This is a genomic window from Amycolatopsis sp. NPDC114484, from assembly GCF_055633755.1.
In genome coordinates this window covers 26944-50809 of sequence record NZ_JBVKDQ010000019.1, presented here as the reverse complement: position 1 = coordinate 50809, position 23866 = coordinate 26944, and the positions used below count along the sequence as shown (strand labels likewise).

18 protein-coding genes and 2 pseudogenes are annotated in these 23866 nt (G+C 72.0%); 5 read left to right on the top strand and 15 right to left on the bottom strand.

Annotated features, from left to right (window positions below; all coding sequences use genetic code 11):
- The first annotated feature begins 97 nt into the window (after window positions 1-97).
- Complete coding sequence (locus tag ACZ7SW_RS35145) at window positions 98-607, top strand: hypothetical protein (RefSeq protein WP_470234671.1); 510 nt, start codon at window positions 98-100, stop codon at window positions 605-607.
- Here the strand turns inward: ACZ7SW_RS35145 and ACZ7SW_RS35140 are convergent.
- The 3 genes and pseudogenes from ACZ7SW_RS35140 to ACZ7SW_RS35130 all read right to left on the bottom strand — a co-directional run.
- Window positions 576-2696: a HelD family protein gene (locus tag ACZ7SW_RS35140; protein ID WP_470234670.1), complete on the bottom strand. Its 2121-nt coding sequence runs from the start codon at window positions 2694-2696 to the stop codon at window positions 576-578. The genes ACZ7SW_RS35145 and ACZ7SW_RS35140 overlap by 32 nt on opposite strands.
- Before the next feature lie 315 nt (window positions 2697-3011).
- A complete protein-coding gene (locus tag ACZ7SW_RS35135; RefSeq protein WP_470234669.1) occupies window positions 3012-3221 on the bottom strand; it encodes a hypothetical protein in 210 nt (69 codons plus the stop codon).
- 407 nt (window positions 3222-3628) lie between these two features.
- Window positions 3629-3742, bottom strand: a pseudogene (locus ACZ7SW_RS35130) (IclR family transcriptional regulator); the annotation flags it as partial.
- Window positions 3743-4043: 301 nt separating this feature from the next.
- On the opposite strand from ACZ7SW_RS35130, the gene ligA reads away from it, so the two are divergent.
- Both ligA and ACZ7SW_RS35120 read left to right on the top strand, forming a co-directional pair.
- Complete coding sequence (gene ligA, locus ACZ7SW_RS35125) at window positions 4044-6035, top strand: NAD-dependent DNA ligase LigA (RefSeq protein ID WP_470234668.1); 1992 nt, start codon at window positions 4044-4046, stop codon at window positions 6033-6035.
- Window positions 6036-6505: 470 nt separating this feature from the next.
- Window positions 6506-6892 (top strand): hypothetical protein, encoded by a 387-nt coding sequence (locus ACZ7SW_RS35120; protein ID WP_470234667.1) that lies wholly within the window; start codon window positions 6506-6508, stop codon window positions 6890-6892.
- A 10-nt stretch (window positions 6893-6902) separates the two neighbouring features.
- Here the strand turns inward: ACZ7SW_RS35120 and ACZ7SW_RS35115 are convergent, their stop codons facing one another.
- The 6 genes from ACZ7SW_RS35115 to ACZ7SW_RS35090 are packed head-to-tail and all read right to left on the bottom strand — an operon-like array spanning window position 6903 to window position 13533.
- A complete protein-coding gene (locus ACZ7SW_RS35115) occupies window positions 6903-8978 on the bottom strand; it encodes a N,N-dimethylformamidase beta subunit family domain-containing protein (RefSeq protein WP_470234666.1) in 2076 nt (691 codons plus the stop codon).
- Window positions 8975-10090 carry an MFS transporter gene (locus ACZ7SW_RS35110; RefSeq protein WP_470234665.1) on the bottom strand — a complete coding sequence of 372 codons (1116 nt, stop codon included), beginning with the start codon at window positions 10088-10090 and terminating at the stop codon, window positions 8975-8977. The genes ACZ7SW_RS35115 and ACZ7SW_RS35110 overlap by 4 nt, the downstream gene beginning before the upstream one ends.
- On the bottom strand, window positions 10087-10722 hold the full coding sequence (locus tag ACZ7SW_RS35105; protein ID WP_470234664.1) for an HAD-IA family hydrolase: 636 nt from the start codon (window positions 10720-10722) through the stop codon (window positions 10087-10089). Before ACZ7SW_RS35105 ends, ACZ7SW_RS35110 begins: the two co-directional genes overlap by 4 nt.
- Window positions 10723-10779: 57 nt before the next feature.
- Window positions 10780-11892, bottom strand: coding sequence for a DegT/DnrJ/EryC1/StrS family aminotransferase (locus ACZ7SW_RS35100; RefSeq protein ID WP_470234663.1), 1113 nt, complete (start codon window positions 11890-11892; stop codon window positions 10780-10782).
- A 1-nt stretch (window position 11893) separates the two neighbouring features.
- Window positions 11894-12379 (bottom strand): cupin domain-containing protein, encoded by a 486-nt coding sequence (locus ACZ7SW_RS35095; protein WP_470234662.1) that lies wholly within the window; start codon window positions 12377-12379, stop codon window positions 11894-11896.
- Window positions 12376-13533: a tagatose-6-phosphate kinase gene (locus ACZ7SW_RS35090; protein ID WP_470234661.1), complete on the bottom strand. Its 1158-nt coding sequence runs from the start codon at window positions 13531-13533 to the stop codon at window positions 12376-12378. The genes ACZ7SW_RS35095 and ACZ7SW_RS35090 overlap by 4 nt, the downstream gene beginning before the upstream one ends.
- A 151-nt stretch (window positions 13534-13684) precedes the next feature.
- On the opposite strand from ACZ7SW_RS35090, the gene ACZ7SW_RS35085 reads away from it, so the two are divergent.
- A complete protein-coding gene (locus ACZ7SW_RS35085; RefSeq protein WP_470234660.1) occupies window positions 13685-14908 on the top strand; it encodes an ROK family protein in 1224 nt (407 codons plus the stop codon).
- A 232-nt stretch (window positions 14909-15140) separates the two neighbouring features.
- On the opposite strand, the gene ACZ7SW_RS35080 is transcribed toward ACZ7SW_RS35085, so the two are convergent.
- Window positions 15141-16862 carry an ATP-binding cassette domain-containing protein gene (locus ACZ7SW_RS35080; protein ID WP_470234659.1) on the bottom strand — a complete coding sequence of 574 codons (1722 nt, stop codon included), beginning with the start codon at window positions 16860-16862 and terminating at the stop codon, window positions 15141-15143.
- 157 nt (window positions 16863-17019) lie between these two features.
- Window positions 17020-18672: an ABC transporter ATP-binding protein gene (locus ACZ7SW_RS35075; RefSeq protein ID WP_470234658.1), complete on the bottom strand. Its 1653-nt coding sequence runs from the start codon at window positions 18670-18672 to the stop codon at window positions 17020-17022.
- 242 nt (window positions 18673-18914) lie between these two features.
- Here ACZ7SW_RS35075 and ACZ7SW_RS35070 point away from each other — a divergent pair, with 242 nt between their 5' ends.
- Window positions 18915-19055 carry a hypothetical protein gene (locus ACZ7SW_RS35070; protein WP_470234657.1) on the top strand — a complete coding sequence of 47 codons (141 nt, stop codon included), beginning with the start codon at window positions 18915-18917 and terminating at the stop codon, window positions 19053-19055.
- Window positions 19056-19106: 51 nt separating this feature from the next.
- Here the strand turns inward: ACZ7SW_RS35070 and ACZ7SW_RS35065 are convergent, their stop codons facing one another.
- The 4 genes and pseudogenes from ACZ7SW_RS35065 to ACZ7SW_RS35050 form a co-directional block, all read right to left on the bottom strand.
- Window positions 19107-19241, bottom strand: a complete 135-nt coding sequence (locus tag ACZ7SW_RS35065) for a class III lanthipeptide (RefSeq protein WP_158242558.1) — start codon at window positions 19239-19241, stop codon at window positions 19107-19109.
- 32 nt (window positions 19242-19273) lie between these two features.
- Complete coding sequence (gene lanKC / locus ACZ7SW_RS35060; protein WP_470234656.1) at window positions 19274-21811, bottom strand: class III lanthionine synthetase LanKC; 2538 nt, start codon at window positions 21809-21811, stop codon at window positions 19274-19276.
- A gap of 503 nt (window positions 21812-22314) precedes the next feature.
- Window positions 22315-22838, bottom strand: a pseudogene (locus ACZ7SW_RS35055) (transposase).
- A gap of 115 nt (window positions 22839-22953) precedes the next feature.
- On the bottom strand, window positions 22954-23847 hold the full coding sequence (locus tag ACZ7SW_RS35050) for a LysR family transcriptional regulator (protein ID WP_470234655.1): 894 nt from the start codon (window positions 23845-23847) through the stop codon (window positions 22954-22956).
- Window positions 23848-23866: the final 19 nt, after the last annotated feature.

Here is a 23866-nt window from a genome sequence, read left to right as displayed (position 1 = left end):
CCCGCCGACCGCCCGCGTGTCGGCGAAAATCCCGTGCCCGGCCGCGTGGCCTGCTGAAATCGTTCCGGCACTGACGAACTGAGGAAGGCCGCGGAACGTGACGCTGCAGGAGAAGGCCCAAAGCCGGCTCGCCGAAGATCTCGTGCCGGGCGAGCGCGTGCTGTACACGATGCTCGCTTTCCGGATCGGCGGGGTGCGGAACACCATGATCGCCGGTGCGGCGGGCATCGCCGGGGTCGCGGGCGCGGCCGGCATGTCGCTCGCCGCGCGGCGCGGGAAGGCCGAGGCCCCCGAAGTGCCGATCACCATCCCCAGTCGGGTAATCCTCACACTCACCTCGCATCGGCTGACGGTCTTCGCCGTCGGCGGCCTCGTCCGGGCCGCGCCGGGGAAACTGCTGCACTCGTGGCCGCTCGAGCGGTTCGCCTGGGTGGCGGACCCCGAACTGGTTCCCGGGATGGCGCAGGCGCTGCGGTGCCGCGTCGGAGTGACCGGCGAGGGCGTCCTCGGGTTCGAGTTCCCCCGGCTGAAAGTCCAGGAAGGACGGACGATGATCAACCGCCTGGCCCGCTCGCTCAAGGAACTCGGCGCGGACCCGGCTTCCTGACCCCGCGTTCCCGGATCAGCGCCAGTTCGGCGGGCGCCGGTCCGAGATGGACGATCCCCAGCCGCCGGGTCGCACGGGTCATCGCCACGTAGAGATCGTTGCGCCCCAGGGGAGCGTCGAGAATCCGGCCCGGATCGACGATCAGCACCGAATCGAACTCCAGCCCCTTGGCCTCCCCGGGCGTCAGCACCGTCGCGTCGCCCTCCCGCAACGACGCGAGATGACAGGTCGGAGCGATGATCGCCAACTGCCCGCCACGGTGCTCATCAGCAATACCACTGACGACCTCTGGCATCTCAGCAAGCGTGCTCTGCTGGCGCCACGGTGATTCACCAGCAGCCCGCACAGACCGCGGCGGCTGAAGACCAGGGTGCTGCGCAGCGAACAACTCGTTCGCCGCCGCCATGATTTCGCTCGGAGTCCGGTAGTTGACGCTCAACTCCGCCAGCCGCCAGCGATCCGCCACATGCGGCCCCAGCACCTGCTCCCAGGACGTGGCTCCCGCCGGGTCGCTGGTCTGCGCGAGATCGCCGACCACAGTCATCGACTTGGCCGGACATCGCCGCATCACCATCCGCCACGCCATCGCGGACAGCTCCTGCGCCTCGTCGACAACCACATGCCCGAACGTCCCAATGGATTCGCCGATCACCGCGGAGGCCTCGTCCAGCAACGGAATGTCCGCCGCGCTCCAGCCTCCGTCCGGCTCGCCGAACTCGGCCGTTTTCGGTGCCTTTCCCCACCTCGTCGCCGCCGGGGTTTCGCCGATCGCCGCATCCGCCAGCTCGGCGGACACCTCCGCCACCACCTCCTCCGCGGTCAGCGCGGGCCACAGTTCATCCAGCACCCCGCACACCGCGACGTCGGCCAGCAACGCTTTACGCAGGTCAGCGACGTCAACCTCATCCAGCAACCGCCGAGGCCCGGCATCCTCATCCGGCCCCAGCACTACCCCCGCCGCGGCCAACGCCCGCAGGTCGGCCGCACTGAGCCGACCGTCCGCGCTGCCGCCGTCGATGGCCTCACCGCTCTCGGTGAACACCACGTTCTCCATCTGCTCGGCCAACCGGCGCGCGAGAAGTTCCACCGCCCGCTGCTGAAATACCAACCGCGCCTGCTGGTACGGCAATCCCTTGCCGGAAGCGAACTCCACCGCGCTCCGCCATTCGCCCGGCTCCAGCCGCACCGCCTGCTGCTCGAACTCCACCTCGACCGCGTCGCCGGACGCACCCGCCCGGCTCCACACCGCCGCGGCGATCCGGTCCGCCGCCTCCGCCCGCCCCTTGACCTCCGCGACCCCGGCCGGATCCGCCCGGCCGACCTCGACGTCCGGCCGCAACCGCGCGATCGTCGCGGTCACCACGGCGTGCTCGCCCAGCCCCGGCAGCACCTGCCCGATGTAGTCGAGAAAGACGTCGCTGGGCCCGAGCACCAGCACACCCCGCGTGCGCAACCGCGGACGTGTGTACATCAGATACGCCAGCCGATGCAGCGCCACCGCGGTCTTCCCGGTCCCCGGACCGCCCTGCACGACCAGCACCCCCGCGTACCCGTCGCGGACGATGCGGTCCTGCTCGACCTGCAGCGTCGTGACGATGTCGCCCATCCGCCCGGTCCGGTCCGCCGTGAGCGCCGCCATCAACGCGGCCTCGCCGACCAGAGTCCCGGCGCTGGCCGCTTCGGGATCGAGCAACTCGTCGTCCAGCGCTGCCACGACCCGCCCCCGGGTGGTGATCCTCCGCCGCCCCCGAACCCCACGCGCCTCCGCCATGGTCGCGGTGTAGAACGGCTGCGCCGCCGGCGCCCGCCAGTCGAGCAGCAACGGCTCGTCCGCCCCGTCCCGGAACAACCCCGCCCGGCCGATGTACCTGCGGCTCCCGTCGTGCATCTCCAGCCGCCCGAAGCAAAGCCCGTCCTCGACGGCCTCCAGCCGAGCCAACTCCGCCCGCCAGAGCGCCGCCGCCTCCGGGTCTGAGCTTTCGAGGCCGTTCACCGCCTGCTCGCGCAACGCGGCGAGCCTGCCGTACAAGGCGGTCACGTACTCCTGCTCGAGAACAAGCTCGCGATCGACGTCGTTTTCGGTCGGCACCCCTGAACTCCCCGCTGTCGGGTGATCGATGGCATCGAGGGTGCGCGGCAATCCGGGGAAAGAACAGTCTTGTCTTTCCCGGCGTCGTCAGCCGAGCGGTTTGCGGCCGACGAGAGGGAAGAACCTGGCGGTGAGCCCGGAGGGTGATCGCGGGGTCGAAGGCTCGGGTGCGCGCCTGGCTCGAGTCGTGCGCGGGTTCGAGAGCGCTGTCGCTTCCACCACGCGGTCGTGGCACCGCCGACGTCTCCGTCTCCTCTGGCATCGGCGGGCGATAGCGGCGAGGCAGATTCCGTCGCCGCCAAGAAGGTCCCGCCCTCAAAGCCGCCCAGATCCGCCGGACGGGAACCGGGCGAGATTCGCGCTGGCGAGGTTCGCCGCCCGCCGCACCGCGTCCGCCAGCGACGGCAGCCTCCGCTGGTCCAGCGCGACCGCGCCCACCGCCGCGACGACCTCGCCCGACGACGAGCGCACCGGCGCGGCCACGCAGCACAACGGCGAAACCCCGTCGTTGCAATCGAATGCCACATTCCGGTCCCGGGCGTCGGCGAGCAGCTTTTTCCATTCCCGTCCGGAGTATTTCCGGGCGGCTCAGCATGCGGGCCGAACGCGGTGAGAACTATTTCGGCCGCGGCCCCGGACGGCAGCACCCAACCGGCACGCATCGCGCAGATCTCGTCGGCCTCGCCGCGGATTCCGCAGCCGATCAGGACTCGTCCGGAAGCAGCGGCCGGCACCCCGACGCTCACGCTCGTCCGACGGGTCGCCGCGGCGAGCTGCCGCAGCGGCGGCCCGACCGCGGCCCGCAGCACCCGGACCGGTTCCCACGCTTGGCCCAGCCGGAACATCTGCGGTCCGATGCGATAGCGACCGGCGTTCCGCTGGACCGCGCCGACGCCGACGAGCTGATCGAGCAACCGGTGCGCGGTCGCCTTGTGCAGCCCGGTCGCGGCCGCCAGCCGGGTCGGTCCGGCCTCGCCGTTTCGCGCCAGTTCCTCCAGCAGCAGAAAAGCACCCGCCAGCACACCGCGGCCTGCGTTACGCTTCATCGGCAATCCCCTCCGGATTCCAGAAAACGCGCCGTCTCGCGGTTTCATCGCCGGATCCGCGCTTTTTGCGACACGGTGCCCCGGCTGATTCCCGGAACCGGATTACCTGCAGCGGCAGCAGGTATTCCGGAAGGCACGCGAAGAATATTCCTGGCCGTACCAGTGCGCCCGCGGCACCGCCGGCGGCGGGCCCAGACCGCGCGGAGCCACCGGACCGGCCCGGCGAGGGCAGGTGCTGTCCCGGCCGTCGGTCTGCGTCGCAGCCGGGTTTTGTCGGTGGGGCCGGGTAGCGTTCCGGTCCGTGGACGTTCGGGAACGTATTCAGGAGCTCGCCGATCAGGTCGTAGTGCTGCGCGACGCGTACTACCGGGGTTCGCCGGTGGTGGCGGACGCGGAGTACGACGCGATCGAGGACGAGCTGCGCGGGTTGATCGAGGCGAGCCCGGAGCTGGCCCCGGACCCGAATCCGCTGGACCAGGTGGGCGGGCCCGCGGTGCTGCACGCGCCGATCCGGCATTCGCGGCCGATGCTGTCGCTGGAGAAGGCGACGCGGCCGGAGCAGGTCGAGGCGTTCTTCGACCGGTTCCCCGGCCAGCCGGTGGTCGTGATGCCCAAGCTCGACGGCCTGTCGCTGGCCCTGGTGTACGAGGACGGCCGCCTGGCCCGGGCGGTCACCCGCGGCGACGGGACCACCGGCGACGACGTGACCATGCTGGTCCGGGCGCTGGCGGACGGCATTCCGCACCAGGTCGGCGCCCCGGGCCGGGTCGAGGTCCGCGGCGAGGCGGTGATGCTGCGCTCGACGTTCGCCGCCTACAACACCGCGCACCCGGACAAACCGCTGATCAACCCGCGCAACGCCGCCGCGGGCACCCTGCGCGCGAAGGACCCGGCCGCGGTCGCCGAGCGCCGGCTGCGGTTCTTCGCCTTCGACCTGGACACCGAGCCCGGCGGCGCGGAAACCGACCTGGGCAGCGGCCTGCTGGCGCTGGGATTCACCGCGGCGGAAATGCGCCGCTGCGGCGACGCGGCCTCCGCGCAGGCGGTGATCACCACGATCGAACAGCAGCGCAACGACCTGGACTACGACATCGACGGCGCCGTCCTGCGGCTCGCAGACCGCGCCGCGTACGCCGCCGCGGGCACCCGTTCGAGTTCGCCGCGCGGGGCGCTGGCGTACAAGTTCGCCGCCGAGGAGAAGACGACCGTACTGTCCGATGTGGTCTGGGACGTCGGCAAGACCGGCAAGATCGCCCCGGTCGCGTGGCTGGAGCCGGTGTTCGTGGGCGGGACCACGGTCACGCGCGCGACGCTGGCCAACCAGGAGGTCATCCGGGCCCGCGGCATCAAGATCGGCGACACCGTGCTGGTGCGCCGGGCGGGCGACGTGATCCCGTTCGTCGCCGGCGTGCTCGACGAGTCGAAACGGACCGGCTCGGAACGGGAGATCGTGCCGCCCTCGGCGTGCCCGTCGTGCGAGCAGCCGCTCACCGAACAGGGCAACAGCCGGGAACTGTTCTGCACCAACGTTTCCTGCCCCGCCCAGACCGTCCGGCGGCTGATCCACTGGGCCTCCAGGGCGGCCGCGGACATCGACGCGATCGGCGGCGTGTGGATCGAACGGCTGGCCGAGGCCGGAATCCTGGAGCACCCGTCGGACTTCTACCGGCTGACCAAGGAACGCCTGCTGGAATTCGACCGCATCGGCGAGGTCTCGGCGACGCGGATGATCGAGTCGATCGACGCCAGCCGCCAGGTCGGGCTGCGCCGGGCGCTGATCGGGCTCGCGATCCCGATGGCGTCGGAAGGCACCGCCGCACGGCTGTGCCGGGCCGGATTCGCCTCGCTGGAAGCGGTGCTCGACGTGGGCGTCGACGGACTGGTCGCGGTGGAGGACATCGGCCCGAAGGTCGCCGCCTCGCTGGTGGAACACCTCACCCGGCTGCGCCCGGAACTCGAGCGCCTGCGGGAACGCGGGGTCTCCCTGGACGTACTGGAGGAAGACCTCCCGCCCGCGGTCGTCGCGGGAGCGCCCCTGGAAGGCAAAACAGTCGTAGTCACCGGCGCGATCAGCGACCCGCGCTCCGGCGAAAAGGTGCCACGCCCCACCTTCCAGCGCCTGTGCGAGACCGCGGGCGCGACCACCGCGTCGTCAGTATCGGCGAGCACCGACCTGCTCATCACCGGTGCGGACGTCGGTGCCAGCAAGCTCACGAAGGCCGAGAAACTCGGCGTCGAGGTAGTGGACCAGGGGGTGATCTGGGAACAGCTGATCGCGGCCGGAGTGGTCTGAAGTCGCTCCGAGTCCCGCTCCTGGCCAGAAGGCGGCCGGTGTGGCCTCAACTCGCGCCGGATCCCGCCCCTGGCACGAGGCGGTCGGGTTGGTGTGAACCCGCAGGCTGGGTCGCCCCGGCGGCCTTCCGGGCGCAGGGGCGTCCTGGTGCGCCGGAATGGCCAAGACACTGGTGCGCGGCAAGGGTTTCGCGTGATCGTTTCGCCGTCGGCGCGGCAAGACGCCAGGCTCGAGTGGCGGGCATCCGGGTTCGGGCGAAAGTTCGCGCACGCAGCGAACACCGAGCTCAAGCCGGCATCCAGAGCCCGCGCGCCGTCGAGACGTCTGCTGGCGACGCTGTGCCGAACGGCGGCAGATCAAGCCGAAGCCGACCAAAACCGAGCACATTCAGGATTTCACGCATGATCCCGCGTCAAACGCCGCGACCCAGTACGATTCCGCCCAGAATCGACCACCTCTGGGGGAGCACCATGAAACGCATCGCTGTCAGCCTCGCCGTGTCCGCGGTCGCCGTCCTCGGCGGCGCGGGGATGGCGGACGCGGCAGGCTACCCCACGTCGGACTTCGGCGACCGCATCAGCGGCGGTGCCGCCGGGGGCACGCTGACCTGGTACAACCGCTCGGTCGGCGTCAGCGGCTACGTCCGCGACGACGCCGGGTCCGGGAGCACCACGGTGACCTTCGAATTCCGGCAGGCGGGCACGCTTTTCGACGTCCAGACGCGGACGGCGGCGGGCGACTACAAGACCTTCGGCTGGACCGAGCCCGGGCCGTCCGGAGGGTTCAGCAAGGTGGACATCTACCTCGGCCACGGCACCAGCAAGATCCTGATCGCCTCGGTGCCGCGCAAGGTCTGAGCGGCGGCGTTCACCGGCGGCGGAAGTTGTCCAGGACGTTGGCGACCAGCCGCGAGACGTTGTTCCGGTATCCGTGCCGCGAGAGGCTGCCCGGGAACGCGATCGACCCGGCCGAGAACACCGCTCCGCCGGAGGGCTGTTCCACCAGCACCAGGTCCGACCGGACGGCGGGGTTGGCCGGGCCGCTCAGCCCCGGCCGGATCTCCAGGACGTCTTCCACCGCCTGGTGGTAGTGCTCGTCGTGCGGCTGGGACGTCGCCAGCACCGCGGTCTGCGGCGGGCTGCCGAGCGCGGCGTCGAACCGGTCCAGTTCGTCGCCGCTCGCGCCGCCCATCACCAGGCCGAAATCGCCGAGCACGTCGTCGGCGATGCCCTCGAACACCCACGCCCAGCGCGGATCGCGGGACTCGGCGGTGCGCACGTAGCCGCGGCCTCGTTCGCTCCAGCCGTGCGCCGCCATGCCGATTCCGGTCAGCGCGTTGGGGGAGCGGCCGCGCTCGCGCCACAGGCCGCCCGGTTCGCCGGTGCTCGCGTGGTGTCCCTCGCCGGGGGCGGCTTCCCAGCTGCGGACGCCGCGCGAACGCCGTACCTCGATGATCTCCGGCCGGCGCGGATGCCGCGAGGTCACCCAGTAGAACCCGTTGCCGCCCAGGTACATGAGGCAGCGCCCGGCACGGACGTGCCCGTGCAGCGCGTCGAGCGTCTCGGTGCTGTGGTACTCGGGGTGCGATCCGGTGAGCACCACCTGGTAGCCGTCCAGCGCCGGCGCGCCCTCGGCGTGCAGGTCGTGGTCGGTGAGGACGTCGAACGCGACGCCGGTGTGCTCGAGCCAGTCCGCGAGATAGAGGTCGGCGCCGAAATGCCGCGGCGCGTCGTAATGCCAGTGCCGGTAGTCCGGGCGCAGCGTGAGGATCGGCCTCAGTGCCGTCGAATGACAGATGCCGGAGCCGTCCCGGTGCCGGTCGTAGAGGCTTTTGCCGAAGCCCGGATGCGTCCGCAGCGCGACGTCCAGCGGGTCGGTCATGACGGCCGGGCCGCCGGTCTGCTCGTTGGCGTAGGCGAGGTAGGTGAACGTCGGCAGCAGGAACGCGACGTCGGCCCGGGCGCCGGACGCGCGGACGGCGAACGGGACATGGTCGGTGTGCCCGTCGCAGCGCAGCCGGACGGCGTAGATCCCGCTGCGCAGGCCGGGCGGAAGCCGCACCCGCGCACCGGCCGTCCAGTTCGCGTCGGCCAGGTCGTCGTCGTGGAAATGGACAGCGCCGTACTGTTCCGGAGCTGACCGCCAGTCGAGCGTCCCGCCGGTCCAGCCCGCGCCGGTCATCGCGCGGGCGGGCGCGTTCACCAGCAGCCCGTGCCGCTCGCGGCCGGACACGTCGACCGCCCGGTCGCCGGTCATGTCCCGCTCGAGCGCCCAGTCCGCCAGTACGAGACCGGCGCCGTCGCGCACCTCGGGACGTTCGAGTTTCCCGTTGTAGCAGCCACAAGGGCGCGCGGTCACGGCGGCGGCGACCACGCCGGACGCGCCGCTGAGGTCCACGCCGGGTCCGGTGGCGTGCGCCGGTTCCTCTTCCCCTGGCACCGGGTCGAGCGCGGCGGCGGCGAGCGTGACGCTGTCCGGTCCCGCCGCGGCGGTGAGCCGGTACCACCGGCGTTCCCGCAGCGGCCGGTCGAGCCGCGCCCGCACCGTCCCGTCGCTCAGGCACGGGCGGCCGGTTTCGTCCAGTGCCAGGGAGAAGACCGCCGAACCGTCCACAGTGGTCAGGCTGAGCAATCCCTGCGTGGCTCCCGCCGCGGGCAGGGTCGGCCAGACGAGCGCAGAGAACCGGATCGCGGCGGTCCCGGGCGGCACCACCGCGTCGGCGCGCAGGAACGATCCGGGACGGATCCGCTGCTCGCCGCCGGGAGCGGAGACCGCCGGGACCGCGCTGATCTCCTCGCTGCGGAAACCCGGCCCTTCCGGCGAGGTGTCGCCGTGGATCAGCCGGACCAGGTCGACGCGCACCGGCCCGGTCGAGGTGAACCGGCACGCGATCTCCTCGCCGGGACGGAAGGAAAACCGGTCCAGATACCCGAAAACGCTCATGCGCTCGCCTGGCGCCCGGCCCACCGCGCCGCCGCCAGGGCGAGCACGCCGAGGACGGCGATCGTGAGCGGGACCGCCGCGGGCCGCGTCCCCGCCGCGATCCAGCCGATCAGCAGCGGATGCGTCACGCTGCCCGCCATTTCCGCCACCAGCAGCATCGCGTTCGCCTGCCGAACCGCGGACAGGAGCGTCGCCAGCCACGCGATCACGGTCGGGAACACCGCTGCGAGCGCGAATCCGGCTGCCACGTAGGCGTACGGCGCGGCGACCGCCCACATCGCGACGGCGGTCGCTGCCGTCGCGGCGAGCAAACACCATCCGACGATCCGTCGCGGCCCGCGCGCGAACAAGGGAACGACGAACCGTCCAGCCGTGATGCCGAGCCAGTACAGCGAAACCCACTGTGCGGCAGCGGCCGGAGAGAGCCCGGTCCACGTCAGATGCGTCGCCGCCCAGGCCCCGATCCCGGTCTCCAGCCCGGCGTAACAGAACGCGAGCACCAGGAACGGCGTCAACGTCGCGAACGCCGGTTTCCCTTCGCGGACACCGGATTCGCGCACCGCGCACCGGCACGCGGGCAAGGACAGCAGCGCGAGCACGCCGACGCCGAGGAACACGGTGCGCGCGTCCGGGAGAAGCCCGACCACGAACGGACCCGCGACGGCGCCGAGTCCGAACGTCGCGTTCACCAGGTTGAGCAGGAGCACCGCGCGATGGCCGGACCCGCGTGCGAAGGCGGTGTTCACGTGCAGCACCGCGCCGCCGTAACCGCAGCCCGCCACCGTCGCCGAGATCAGCAGCGCCGGCCACGACGGCGCGAGCCCGGCCCCCGCGCATCCCGCGGCGAAGAGCCCGATCATGACGGCCAGTTCTCCGCGGGGGGCGACCGACCGTTTGCCCACCCCGCAGCCGACGATCGCCAGCAGCGCACCCGCGTTGTAGAGGCTGACGAGCAGCCCGCCCGAATCGGCCGCACGAGCGAACCGCTCGGTTACGGCGGGCAGCGCGGCGCCGAGGCCCGCCGTTGCCGCCCCGAGCGCCAGGAACAGCGGGAACGCGGCCGCCGTGCCGAGCCGGGCACCGCGTCCTTGCCGGACTTCGGTCGCCGTCACGGCGTCACGCCGACCGCGGCCAGGTCCGGCACCGTGTGCTCGACGTCCAGCCGATCGACCGTGCCCAGCACGCCGACGACCCGCATCCCGCCCGCCCGCGCGGCCGCGATCCCGGCGGGCGCGTCCTCGAACACCACGCACTCTCCCGGGTCGACCCCGAGACCGGCCGCCGCGGCGAGATACCCCTCGGGATCCGGTTTGCTCTCGCGGACATCGTCCGCGGAGACGAGCACACCGGGCACCGGCAGGTTCGTGACCCGCAGCCGGGCCCGCGCGACCCGGTTGTTCCCGGACGTCACCACTGCCCACGACGGCGCGGGCAACGCCTCGAGCGCCGCGCGAGCCCCCGGCCGGGCGGTGATGCCGTCGACGTCGCCGACCTCCCGTTCCTCCATGAGCCGGGCCTCTCGCTCGGCATCGAGGCCGGGCGCCACGAGCCGGACCAGGTCGAGGTTGCCGCGCCCGTGCGACAGTTCCACGACCCGGTCCGGTTCGAGCCCCCTCCCGGCCGCCCACTCGCGCAGCTGCCGGACGATCGTCGGCATCGAGTCCACGAGCACACCGTCGAGATCGAACAGCACGGCGCGGCAGGACAGGACCGCGCCGCCGGGCAGGGTCAGGGCGATGGGCATCGGCACTCCAGGCGTTCGGCGTTCAGGCGTTCCGGGCGCTGCGCCCGAGGGAAGCGGTCAGCGGGCGAAGAACTCCCGCACCCCGTCGCAGACGAGATCGACCTGGTCCGAGGTCATCGACGGGAACAGCGGCAGGCACAGCGTGGTGTCCGCGAGGTCCTCGGCCACCGGGAAAGCGCCTCGCCGCTGCCCGAGGGACGCGAACGCCTCCTGCAGGTGGATCGGGTGCGGATAGCGGACCACCGCGTCGACGCCGGAGTCCCGCAGGTGCGCGACCAGTTCGTCCCGCCGTTCGGTGCGCAGCTGGAACAGGTGGTACACGTGCTCGCCAGGGCCCGCACCGTCCTGAAAGGACACGGGAAGCCCGGCGAGCCGCTCGCGATACCCGGCGGCGATCGCCACCCGCTGCCGCGTCCACTCGTCCAGCCGGGGGAGTTTGTGCCCGAGCACGAGCGCCTGCACCGTGTCCAGCCGCGAGTTGAAGCCGACCACGAGGTGCTCGTTCTGCTTGTCCTGCCCGAAGTGGCGCAACCGCCGCAACGCCGCGGCGACCTGGTCGTCGCCGAGCGAGATCGCCCCGGCGTCGCCCGCCGCGGCGAGGTTCTTCGACGGCGCGAAGCTCCAGCACCCCGCGTCGCTCGTCGTCCCCACCCGAGCCTCGCCGGAGTACGCACCGACCGCCTGCGCGCAGTCCTCCAGCACGAGCAGGCCGTGGCGCCGCGCGAGCCGGTGCACCGCGGCCATGTCCACGGACTGCCCGAACAGGTGGACCACGATGACCGCCCGCGTGCGCGGGGTGATCGCCGCTTCGGCTTGTTCGAGGTCCAGGAGGTAGTTGTCGGGACGGCAGTCGGCGAGCACCGGCGTCGCGCCGGCCCGCACCACGGCCTGCGCGCTCGCGTGGAACGTGTTGGCCACGGTGAGCACCTCGTCGCCGGGGCCGACGCCCAGTGCGTGCAGCGCGAGGATCAACGCGTCGGTCCCCGAGTTGACCCCGACCGCGTGCCGCGCGCCGAGGTAGCCCGCGAACGCGCGCTCGAACCGGTCCACCGCCGCGCCGAGCACGTAATCGCCGCGCAGCAGCGTTTCCCGCAGCGCGGGCAGGAGCTCCTCGTCCAGGCCGGGGAGCTGGCCGGGGTAGTCGTAGCGGCCGACCCGGTACTCGGCCATGTCAGGCCCGCCCTTCGTGCTCGGCCTCGATGCGCCCGTCGCCGCGCCCGTAGTCGTCGGACAGCCGGACGACGTCGTCCAGTTCCGGCGTCGAAACCTCGACCAGGGTGAGGTCGGTGGCCGCCTCGATCCGGTGCACCGCGAGCGGCCGCACGTGCACGATGTCGCCCGGGGCCAGCGCGCGGGTCGCGAGTTCTTCCCCCGCGCGGTCGGCGTACCGGAGAAGCCCCTCGCCGCGCACGATGAGGTTCGCCTCCTCCTTGCGCTCGTGGTACTGCAGGCTGGTGCGCTCGCCTGCCTTGAGGTGGATGACCTTGAACCCGAACGGCGCGCCCTCGGCGACGAGCCACCGCTCCTCGCCCCAGCCCTTGCGCACGACTTTCGCCGCGTTCAGCGACGTCATGGTGAGGCCGTCGGTGGCGTGCCCCGGGCCGGTCTCGTTCGCCGCCGGGAAGATCTCGTTCAGGTAATCGCTGGAGACAGTCATGCCGTGCGGACGCTTTCTGCGAGGACGGGCGCCGGGGCGGCGTCGGCGGTGGTGTGGACGAGGTAGTGCAGCTGGGCGTCGTAGACCGCGCCGCGCAGCCGGTGGTCGACGTCGGGCGCCTGCCTGGCGATCCGGTCCTTCAGCTCGCGGAACTCGTCGGTCGCGAACACGTAGTGCCCGGCGATGACGGCCCGCTCGTGATCGGTCGCGGCGGTGCCGGGCTTCAGCCATTTCCGCCACGAGCCCGAATCGTGGGCGAGCCGCAGGAATTCGTCGCGTTCGACGGCGAGGCCCAGTTCGTCGAGCAGCGCGAGCAACGCCCGGGTCTCCACGACCCCGAACTCCGGCGCGACGTTGACCGCCGCCACTCCGCGCTGCATGAGCCGCCGCAGCGACTCCGCGGGGAGGTAGTCGGCGTTGTGCGCCTTGAGGGAACTGCCGACCTCCGCGCAGACCCGGGCCAGCTGCGCCACCGCGAAGCCCACCGCGGAGGGGGCGGTGAGCAGCGCGCCGGTGTTCTCCGTTTCCAGCACCTTCGTCCCGGTCTGGGCGACGACGAACGCGGGCGCGGGCAGTCCGTCGGCGGCCAGCCGCGAGCACACCTCGGTGACCTGGTCGCGGAATTCGGCCGGGTCGTTCGTGTCGACGCCCTGGTCCTCGAACCCGATCTCGAACCGCACCTCGCGGCCGAGTTCGCGGGCCGCCTCGTGGCATTCGCCGTACAGCTTCACCAGCCGGCCGATCGCCCGGTCGAGCGCGGCGGCGCCGTCGAGATCGAGACAAGTGTCGATGTGCAGCAGGTCGAATCCGGCTTCGATGTCCGCGCGGAACGAGGCGAGGCTCGCGGCCATCGCCCGCTCTTCGGAGTAGTTCCCGGCGCGTTCGCCCGGGTGCTGCCACGGCCCGCCGTGGTCGCGGCAGAGCAGCAAGAGCCCGGCTTCGTCGCGGCCGCGCACGTACTCGGCGAACTGGGCGGTGCTCCAGCGCTCGACGTACCCGCCGCCCAGGTCGGCGGACTCGACCTGCCTGCGGCTGGGGATGAGCATGATCCGGCGGCCGCGGTCCCGCGCCAGTTCGACGGCGGCGTCCACGGCGTTCTTCGACATCGGCCCGACGCCGAGCGTCGGCATGCGGGGTGTTCCGTTCGTGGTCATCTGACCCTCTTTCATGCCTGAACCAGCTGGGGTTTTGGCTGGTCGCGAGCACGCCGATGGGCTTGCGACGCGGATGGGCGGGGAGGCGGCGGCGAGTCCCCGCCCCGGCGAAGCACTGGCAGGGTCTGTCACAACCAGTTATGTTCGCCCGATGAACAAATTAGTGGTTCAGACCACGTCGGCATACCCCCAACCGAGCGAGAGCGCCGCCGCGCGGCTGCTGCAACTGGTCCACCTGACCGGCAGCGTGTCCCGCGCCGAGGCGACCTCGAAGCTGGGACTGCCGCGCAGCACCGCGAGCGAGGCGGTCTCGGAACTGGTCGCGTTGGGACTGATCGCCCAGGGTCCGCCCGCGCGCCGGGCCGGAGCGCCGCGCGGCCGCCCGTCCCCGCAGCTGTACCCGGACCCGGCGGGCCCGGTGGTCGTCGTCGCGCGGCTGGATTCCAGCGAAGCCGAACTGGCCGTCGTCGAACTGGGCGGTTCCGTCGCGGGGCGGCGGCGGATCCCGTTGCCCGCCTGGGGAAGCGACCCCCGGACGACCTTGTCGGCGCTGGCCGGGCTGATGCGCGAGGCGGTCGCGGAGAGCGGCCGCCCCTGCGCGGGCGCGGCCGTCGGCTTGGCCGGCATGGTCCGGGCGACCGACGGGCTGATCCATTCGGCCCTGCACCTGGACTGGAAATCCGTCCCCGCGGCGAAAATCCTCGCCGCCGAGCTGCCGGAAATCCCCCAGGTCGAGGTCGGCAAGGACGCTTCGTACGCGGCGCTCGCGGAACACTGCCGGGGCGCCGGCCGCGGTGCGCGCACCTTGCTGACCCTGACCTGCGAACACCTCGGAATCGGCGGAGCCGTGCTGCAGCAGGGGATTCCGTTCACCGGGGCCGGGCACGCGGTCGAAGCGGGCCACGTCGTGGTCGACCCGGCGGGTCCGCCGTGCCCCTGCGGGATGCGGGGCTGCCTCGAGATTTCGGCGGACGGCCGCGCCCTGCTGAAGGGAACGCCCAGCGACCCGGGCGACCCCGCCGAGGTCGAGGACCTGCTCCGCCGCGCCGCGGCGGGCGAGCCGCCCGCGGCCGCCCGGATCGCCGCGGCCGCGGCGAACCTGGGACGGGCGCTCGCGAGCTTGACGAACCTGTTCGACCCGGACCGCGTCGTGCTGAGCGGGCTGCTGGGGGAGTACCTGCGGATCGCGCCGGACCGGATCCACGCGGAGCTCGCGGCTTCCGTGGTGGCGAGGACGCAGAGCCCGGAGGTGGTGGCGGGCAGCGTGGCGAGCCCGGTGCTGATCGGGGCGGCCGAGCAGGCGTTTCGGAAGCTGCTGGCGACGCCGTGTTTGATGGCGCCGGCTTCGCCGTCGCGGCGGGATCGCGGTGTTTGATGGCGCCGGCTTCGCCGTCGCGGGCGGGATCGCGGTGTTTGATGGCGCCGGCTTCGCCGTCGCGGGCGGGATCGCCTTTAAGTCGGCGTCCGGAGGGGCAGTGCACCCGGCCCGGGGGGCCGTGCGCACTGCCCCTCCGGACGCCGACGCGATCCCGCGTTGGGGTCGGGTGAGGAGGGGGAGGCAGGTGTGAGGGGGGAGGCAGGTGTGAGGGGGCTTTGGCTGTGTCGGGTTAGCTGGCTTCTAGCCGCGACCCGGTCTGTTCCGGCAGCCAAGCCCGCATCATCTCGGCATACCGCGGCGCGCGGGCGAGCAGTTCGTCGTGACGGCCCAGCAATGTCTCCTGTCCGTCCATCAGCAGCACGCGGTGTGCCCGGACCGCGGACGACAAGCGGTGTGCGATGACTACCAGGGTGCCTCCTCGGGCGGCGAAAGCGCGTTCCGCGTGGACCTCCGCTGCTGGGTCCAAAGTGGACGTTGCCTCGTCCAGGACGACGACTCCGGCTGGCGAGGCGTAGGCCCTCGCCAGGGCGAGGAGTTGGGCTTCCCCGGCGGAAAGGCCTTCCGCGCCGTGGCCGAGTTCGGCGTCCAGGCCGCCGAGGCGGGCCAGCAGCGGGGCGGCGCCGACGGCTTCGGCGGCTGCGACCAGGCGGCGGTCGGAGGTTTCGGGGTGGAACAGCGCCAGGTTTTCGCGCAGGGTTCCGGCGAAGACGTAGGCCTGTTGCGGGACGAGCACCAGGTGCCGGGGCCGGTCCGCTAGCTCGCCGACTCGCACGCCGCCCAGGCGGACTTCGCCGTGTTGCGGTGCCAGCAGGCCGGTGAGCAGACCGGCGAGGGTCGACTTCCCGATTCCGCTCGGGCCGACCACCGCCAGGTGTTCGCCTGGGCGCAGATCGAGGTCCAGGCCGCGGACCACCGGTTCCGGCGCCGCGCCCCAGCGGAAGGTCAGACCGCGCACCGCGAGGCCGATTCCGGCGGGGCTCTCGGTCGCCGGGGGACGTTCGGGCGGACCACCGGTTTCGGCGAGCCGGCGCAGCGCGACGAGCAAGCGGAGGACGACCGTGGAGGCGGTGGCGGCGAGTCCGCGCAGCGCGGGTTGCAGGGTGGTGGCCAGGTAGACGAGCGCGCCCAGCGCGGCCCCGGCGGTCAGCTCGCCGCGGGCGACCATCGACGGCGCGAGGGCGAGCGCGAGCACCAGCGGGACGAACCCGCCGAGCGCCACGATCAGCGACCGCAGCGCGGCCGACCTGGCTACCCGTACCGCGGCTGTGGCCTGCCGTTCCACTGCTTGATCGGCGGTCAGCGCGGCGACCGGCTCGGCTCCGCAGGCGACGACGTCCCGCATCCCCGTGAAGATCGAACCGGTCGCGGCGGCGGTGCCTTCGTCCGCCAGCGTGAGCGCGCGTTGCCGTCGGGCAAGGGAGGGCAGCAGCGCGGAGAATCCGGCCAGGGCGAGCACCACCGGGACGACGACCGGCAACGCCAGCGACCTCGCGACGGTGATCAGCCCGGCGATCGCCGCCGCAGTGGTGACGATCATGCCGCGGGCCTGCACCAGGAGACCGCCGGTGGCGTCGCGCACGACTTCGACGTGCTGGGTGATCCGGGCGACCCCTCGCGCGTCTGGCCCGCTTCGCGGCGGTGCGGGATCGTGCAGTACTCCGCGGACGACGGCGGTCACCAGCGCGTCGCGGAGAGGTTCGACGACCTTGCCGAGTTGCCGCCACACCAGCCGGGAACCGAACGCGCCGGCGAGGGCGGCGAGGCCGAACACGCCGAGCCAGCCGAGACCGACGCCGGGCTTGCCCGCGGCGAACCCGCTGTTGACGGCCAGTTCGACGAGGCGTCCGGAGAAGAACGCGGGCAGTCCTTCGAGGACAGAGCAGGCGAGGAGAACCAGCCCGCCGCGCCACTGTCCGGCGAGGGCGTTCCAGTAGAGGCGGCCGACGCTCATGCTCGCTCCGTGAGCGCGTTGCGTGCGCGGGCTGGCTGGGTCGCGAAGGTGCGCCGTCGCGTGCTGCCGGGCAGCCTCGGGGTTACGGCAGATGCGGGCCGACGACGCGGACCTGACTCGCCGCGTCGTCCGGCAAGCGCGTTCCACCGGTACGGCATCACGTTTCCTCCGTGAAAACCGCGCGATACCCCGGCATCTGCCACAGCCGCGCATGCGGCCCGACCGCGCGAACCTGTCCCGCCGCCAGCCACACCACCACGTCCGCCCGCGCGGCCATCGCGGCCCGGTGCGTGACGACCACCCGGGTCCGACGGCCCAGCTCGGCTGTCACGGCGCGTTCGGTGATCGTGTCCAGGCTGGCGGTGGCGTCGTCGAGCAGGAGCACCCGCGGGTTCCGGGCGAGCGCGCGCGCCAGGCCCATCCGGGCGCTTTCCCCGCCGGACAACGGAGTTTCGGAGAGCGGGGTGTCGTAACCTCGCGGCAACCGCATCAGGACGTCGTGGATACGCGCAGTCAGGCAGGCGGCGTCGACAGCCGGAACGCTCGCCCAGGAGCCATAAGCGACCGCGTCGGCGACGGTGACCCCGAGCAGCGCGGGTTCCGCGGAGGCATACCCGACAACGGCCCGAAGTTCGTCAGGGCGCAGCACGGCGAGGTCGCGGCCGTCCAGCAGGGCCTGTCCGGCGTCGGGGCGGCGGAGACCGGCCAGCAGACTGACCACAGTGGACTTTCCCGAGCCGGAACTCCCTACCACGGCGGCGAAACAACCACCGGGAATGGTGAGGTCGACGTTGGCCAGCGCGCCGTGCACGGTGGCACCGCGGAGTTCCAGCGCGCCGTTTCCGGGCAGCAGACCGAGGGCGCCGCGAGGCGGTGTCTCGGTGTCGAGGACCTCGGTGATCCGGTGCGCCGCCGAACGGATCCGGGAAAGCGTGGTGAGCAACGGAATCTGCGTCACCAGGCCGAGGCCGAGAGCGACGTAGCCGAGCGCGGCGAGGACGTCTCCGGCGCTCAACCGTCCGGCCAGGACACCGAAACCGGCGGCGGCGAGGGTGAGGATCTCGACCGTGGGGAGCAGCAGGCCGGCTCGCCACACCATCCGGGCTTGGGTGCGCCACATGCCCTGGCCGGCGAGGTTCAGCCGCGGCAGCGGACGCAGGACCCGGGCGGCCTCGGCGTCGGCGGTGCCGGACGCGGCGATCGTCCGCAGGCCGGCCACCGCGTCGAGCAGCCGGGCGGACAGCTCGCCGGAAACCCGTTGGTAGGCGAGGACATCCGCGGCCGTGCCCCGCAGGTGCGACCTCGCCAGCAGCAACGCGAACGGGAGGCTGCCGAGGAACACCAGCGCCAGCCGCCAGTCCAGAAGCGCGAGCAGGACCACCGCGCCGGCGGACATCAGCCCGGTCGCGATCAGCTGCACCACGACCGCGGCGATACCGCCGGCCGCGGCGCAGTCGCCGGTCACCCGGCTGACCGCGTCCCCGGGAGCGAACGGCGAGTGCGTGCCCAGCGCGAGCAGCCGGTCGGTTGCCCGGCGGCGCAGCCAGGCGCTCGCGTTGCTGGTCAGCCGGGCGGGAAGGAGCATGGCGACGGCGTCCGCGGCGATCTCCGCGACGCCCACGACGAGCAGCCACACCACCGCGCCGGTGCTGCTGCGCCCGCCGAGCACCGCGTCGGTCGCGGCGGCGAGCGCACCGGGCAAGAGCAGCCCGGCGCCGGCGGAGATCAGTGACGTCACGATGACCGCGGCCAGCCGGGGACGGTCCAGGAGGGCGGCCGAGAGCAGCAGGCGATCGGCTGGTCCGGCCATGTCGCTCCCCTCGCGTGGTTGCCGTCGAACGGTCGGTCGCGTGGTGACTTTCGTGGGCGTTATCGGGTTCGTGGTGGGCCAGGTTCTCGGCGGCTAGCGTGCCGAGAGGACTGGCCGCACTGGCGCTGGCGAACTCCCGCTCGCCCGGCGAGCACTATCGGGCTGGTACCCGGCCAGGTCCTCTTCGGCGAACGTGCCGAGGCGACTGGCCGCACTGGCGCTGGCGAACTCCCGCTCACCTGGTGACCTTCGCGGACACCATCGGGCTGGTGCCCGGCCAGACCTTCGACGGAGAACGCACCGAGGCACCCAACCGCACCGGTGCCGCCGGACCGCCGACGTCCGCCTCGGCGCGACCGGCGTCGGTCGCCGGGGCAGAATGAACGGGGCGGGAACGGCGCACTTGGCCTGCGCCGTTCCCGCCCCGCCCGCGGTCAGTAGCAGAGAAGCAGGCTGAGCGTGCTGTCGCCGCAGTACGCGCTGTAGTGGCTGTGGCCGTGGTGGTCCAGTCCCTGGCCTTCGAGGGCTTCCGGGGCCTCCAACGCCTGCAGCTCCAGGACGTGTTCCATGGGTGTTCCCTTCTCTCGGGGTCCGCCGGCGCTCATCGGCCGGAGGTGTGCGGGGACGGCGCGGAGCCCAGGAAGGGCAGCAGTTCCGCGCGGTCCAGTAGTGCGGCGAGCGTGCGGAGGACCCCCGCGCTGCCGGTGTTGACGTCGGTCGACAGGCGAAGCAGCTGGTTGCCGGGGAAGGCCAGCCCGCCGTGGTACGGGACGCCGTGCCAGGACAACCGGGCCAGGTGCAGGTCGATGGCCTCCCGGTCCGGCTCGTCGGCGAAGGACAGCGCGGCGGCGAGCCCGCACCGGCCGTAGAGCAGGCCGGGGTGGATCACGAACTCCCCGCGGCACGCCGCCCGCAGCCCGGGCAGGCTCTCGGCGGCGGCCGAGTCCGGGAGGCGCCGGGCGATCTGCTCGGCGACCAGCAGGATTCCGGCGCTGCCGATCGCGGCGTAGGGGAGGGTGCGCAGGGTTCCGTCGCGGACCTGCAGCGATCCGTCGGACGCCGGGGCGCATTCCTCCAGGTCGCGGGCCAGCACCCGGTCGGCGAGGGTGAGCCAGGACGGCTCGCCGGTGTGCTCGTGCAGGCGCAGGAACAGCAACGCCGGTCCGGACCAGCCGCTCAGCAGCCCGGCCCTGGCGAAGCGGCCGGGCGGTTCGGCGGTCTCGAAAGCGGTCGCGAGCCGGACGGCGATGTCCAGGGCTTGGCGGCCGAACTCGTTGTCGCCGCGAGTCGTCGCGAAGTGCAGGCGGGTGAGGCCGATCCCGGCGAGCCCGCTTTCCAGGCCGTGGTCGGTGGTCTGGTCGGCCAGCGACTGCGACGCGGCGAGCAGCTGGTCGGCTTCCGCCGCGTAGCCGAATTCCTCGAGGACGTAGGCGATGCCGTGGCTGCCGTCGAAGAAGCCGGGCCTCGCCGGAGGTTGCCGCCGGACCGCGGCCAGCAGCCACTGCTCGTACTCGGGATAGCGGCCGGCTCCGGCGACGTGCAGCGAATGCAGCACCCCCGCCGCTCCCACGCCGAAACCCGCGCCGCCGGAGCGGAACTGTTCGATGTCGCCGGGGAACAGCCGGTCGAGGCGGTCCGGCGTGGCACTCGCGAGGATGGCTTCCGCGATCTGCTTGCGCACCAGCGACCAGTCCGGGCGCGGCTCGTCCAGCGCGGTGTGCGTCGCGGCGGGCGGGGCGGCGCGCGGGGCGAGCACGGAGACCACGCGGTCGGCGTATCCGTCCGGCAGGCTGAACCGCCGCTGGGCGAAGTCCGCGATCCCGCGCAGCTTGCTCGGCGCGAGTTCCAGCAGCATCACCAGCGGAAGGAAGACCCACAGCCGCAGCGCGGCCAGCGCGTGCTCGTCGATCTCGAAACCGTGCCGGTCGGCGGGGGCGCGGAAGCCGGGAGCGCCGAGCCCAGGACGGTCGCCGGAATCGGCCTCGACGGCCAGCTCGAAGTCGATCAGCGACACCTGGTCCCGCTCGTCCACCAGGATGTTCTTCCCGTGCAGGTCGCCGAACACGATCCCGTGCCGGTGAATGTCGGCGAGGATCCGCTCGACCTGCGCCAGCACGGCCAGCGCGCGGTCGCGGTAGGCCGCGAGATCGCCTTCGGCCCCGGACCCGCTGGTGAGCGGGTAGTGCCGGGCGAGCCAGCTGCTCAGCGGGATGCCGGGCAGGTGCTCCATCGCCAGGTAATGGTGCTCCCACACGGTGAACTGCTCGTGCACCCGGGGGATCCCCGGAACGTCCGCCAGCCGTTCGAGGACCTCGCGTTCGTGGTTCAGCCGGGCGACCGCGTCGGTGCCGTCCCGGTCCAGCCCGGCGTGCGGCCGCGCCTCCTTCAGCACGACGGTCTTCCGGTCGGCCTCTCGTTCGGCCAGATAAACGCCGCCGCCGTTGGAAAAGTGCAGGGAACCGGTCACCCGGTACGGGAACCGGGCGCCGTTCTTGCGCGCGGCCACGCTGTCGGACAAACAGGAGGGAATCGGCACCCAGTCCGGCACGGAAAAGGACGGTTCCCGCCGGTCGGGCACGAGAGTGCCATCCGGATGGCGGATTGCGAGCACCCGCGTTCCGGCGTGTTCGGTCCACTGTTCGGCGAATCCGCCGTACCGGACGTAAAGCGGGCCTTCGCGGTAGCGGAGATCGCTCAGAATATACGCGCCGTGCTCGCCTTCCAGCTCGGCGGAAAGGTCGCTCAGTATCCGGGCGAGCGCCTCCTCGGACAGCGGGTAAATCGTGATCAGCTTGCCGCTTCCTTCGCGCGGCGCGTATTTCGAATTGCGGCTGATCAGGATCGCCCGCGAGCGCAGGTGCTTGTACGCGACCTGATGCTCCACACAGTACTGATGCACGCGGGCCAGTACGTCCTCGGCGTTGTCCAGGCCCGCGGAGACGTGGATTTTCCAGCCCTGGGCCGGAAGTGTGGTGCCGGAAGGGCGCAGCGAATGCCAGATCCCGCGCGTCTCGACCGTCCACTCGGGTCCCGGCGGCGGCAGGCTCGCGGCCAGGTCGCCTGCCGCGCCCGGGGTTTCCCGCGGTTCGTCGAAGAACAGCGGATCGGCGAAGCAAAAAGCCTCGTACCGGACGTCCATGAAAACGAACCCTTCCCTTTCCCGGGGAAAAACCGGGCGACTGCAGTGTCGGACGGTGACACCATTCCCGCACGGAGGAGGTCCCCCGGCCAATCCGCCAACCCGGGGGTTCGCCGCTCCTCGTCAGGGTGACAGCGGCGGGTTTGAGTCGTGTTAACGAGGACTGCGCGTGAGTCATCCCTACCCGATCGGGGTGTAACGATGTCGGTTTCCGGTCAGCCGCCCAGGTCGGCGCGGAAAGAGCCGGGGAAATTGACGGAAGGCCATCAACCCGTTCCGGTGAGCCGGGTTCCCCCGCCATCCGGGCCGGGCCCGGGCTCGATTGGTCCGTTCGGGGCGGCGGCCGCGCATTCGCGTCGTGAATGTGGTGCATTCGTTACCGGAAAACGGCCCGCCGCCCGATCCGCGCCTCCGGCCACCGTGCCGTGAAGGGCTCCGTGAGGGAATCAGATTCCCTCAGTGGGTGTTGTGGAACCTGGACGGTCAGTTGTCGTGGTCTTGGGCTAGGCGGAGTGCTGCTTCGGTTTCGATGGGGTTGTGCGTTCGTAGTCGCGGGTCAAGCGTCTGCACCTCGTGAGCCAGCCGAAAGTTCGTTCCGCCACCCACCGCCGGGGCAGCATCTGAACGCTTGCCACATCGGCGTTCCGTGACACCGCCACGATCTCCACCCGCTCTTGGCGGCGGGCCTAGTCGACGAGGGTGGCGTCTTTCGAGTTGACGTAGCCGCCGTCGACCCACGCCGAGCCAAGCAGCCGTGCCCGGCTTCCGGCCAGCAGCAGCCCGAGCGTGTCGACCAGGACATGCCGTTTGCGGCCCGCACGCGTTTCCCGGCGTCGTAGCCGACCAGCCGCCACGCGCACCCGCTGACCAGCACATAACTGATCGTGTCAATGATCAGTCGACGCGAATAGACCGGCGGCCGCCCGCCCAGGCCCGGATGCGTCTTCGGCAGCAACGGCTCGATCACCGCCCACTGCACATCCGTCAACGACGAGCCATAGGCCGGCTTGAACACACAGACGCACACCCCGCCTGATGATCACCACGCCACACCGCTAGCACAACGGACACACCGAGCCGATCACCAGGTTCCACAACACTCTCTCAGGTTTCCCCTCACGGACCTTTTCGGCCCGGGGAGGTCAGGCGACGCGGGTCTTCCCCGCGCCCACCAGACCTTCCAGCAGTTCCACCGCGCGCCGGGCGGCGGGATGCTCCGCGATCGCCTTCTTCACCGCGAGGCTGAGGTGCCGGACCGGCGCGGGCGAGGTCAGCGCGACGGTGGTGAGGCCGTCCGGCAGGTCGCCGATGCCCAGTGCCGGCACCACGGTCAGCCCGATTCCCGTTGCCACGAAGGACATCGCGGTCCGGTAGTCGTGCGTCTCGACCACGAAACCGGGCGAGAACCCGGCTTGTGTGCAGGCGTTGAGCAGCACCTGCCGGCACTGGCCCTCGCGCAGGTCGTTGTCGACCCAGTGCCGTTCGGCGAGCGCGGCGAGCGGCACCTCCGGCAGCCCGGCGAGCGGGTCGTCGAGGCGGACGACCGCCAGGTACGGGTCCTCGGCCAGCCGGTGCACGACGACCGACCCGGGATGCTCGGCCCCGTTCTCCTCCACGAAGATGTCGATGTCCGGGTCGCCCGGCGTGAACTCGGTCAGCATCAGGTCCAGCCGCAGGCCGGGGAACTCGGCGCGCAGCGCGGCGACGGTCGGGGCCAGCCACGTGGAGCCGGCCGAGCCGAAGTAGCCGATCGACAGCCGGCCGACGCGTCCGGCGCGCAGTTCGGCGACGACCTGCTCGACCCGGCTGAAGGACGCGAACAACGCCTCGGCCTCGCCGGCGAGGGTCCGCCCGGCCTCGGTGGGCTCGATGCCGCGGCCGGACCGTTCGAACAGCTGCAGCCCGGTCTCTCGTTGCAGCGTGGTGATTTGCTGGCTCACCGCGGACGGCGTGTAGCCGAGCGCGGCGGCGCTCGCGCGGATCGATCCGGAGGCGACGACAGCGCGCAACACGCGGAGACGGGGGATGTCCAGCATGGTTCGAATGTACAGTGAT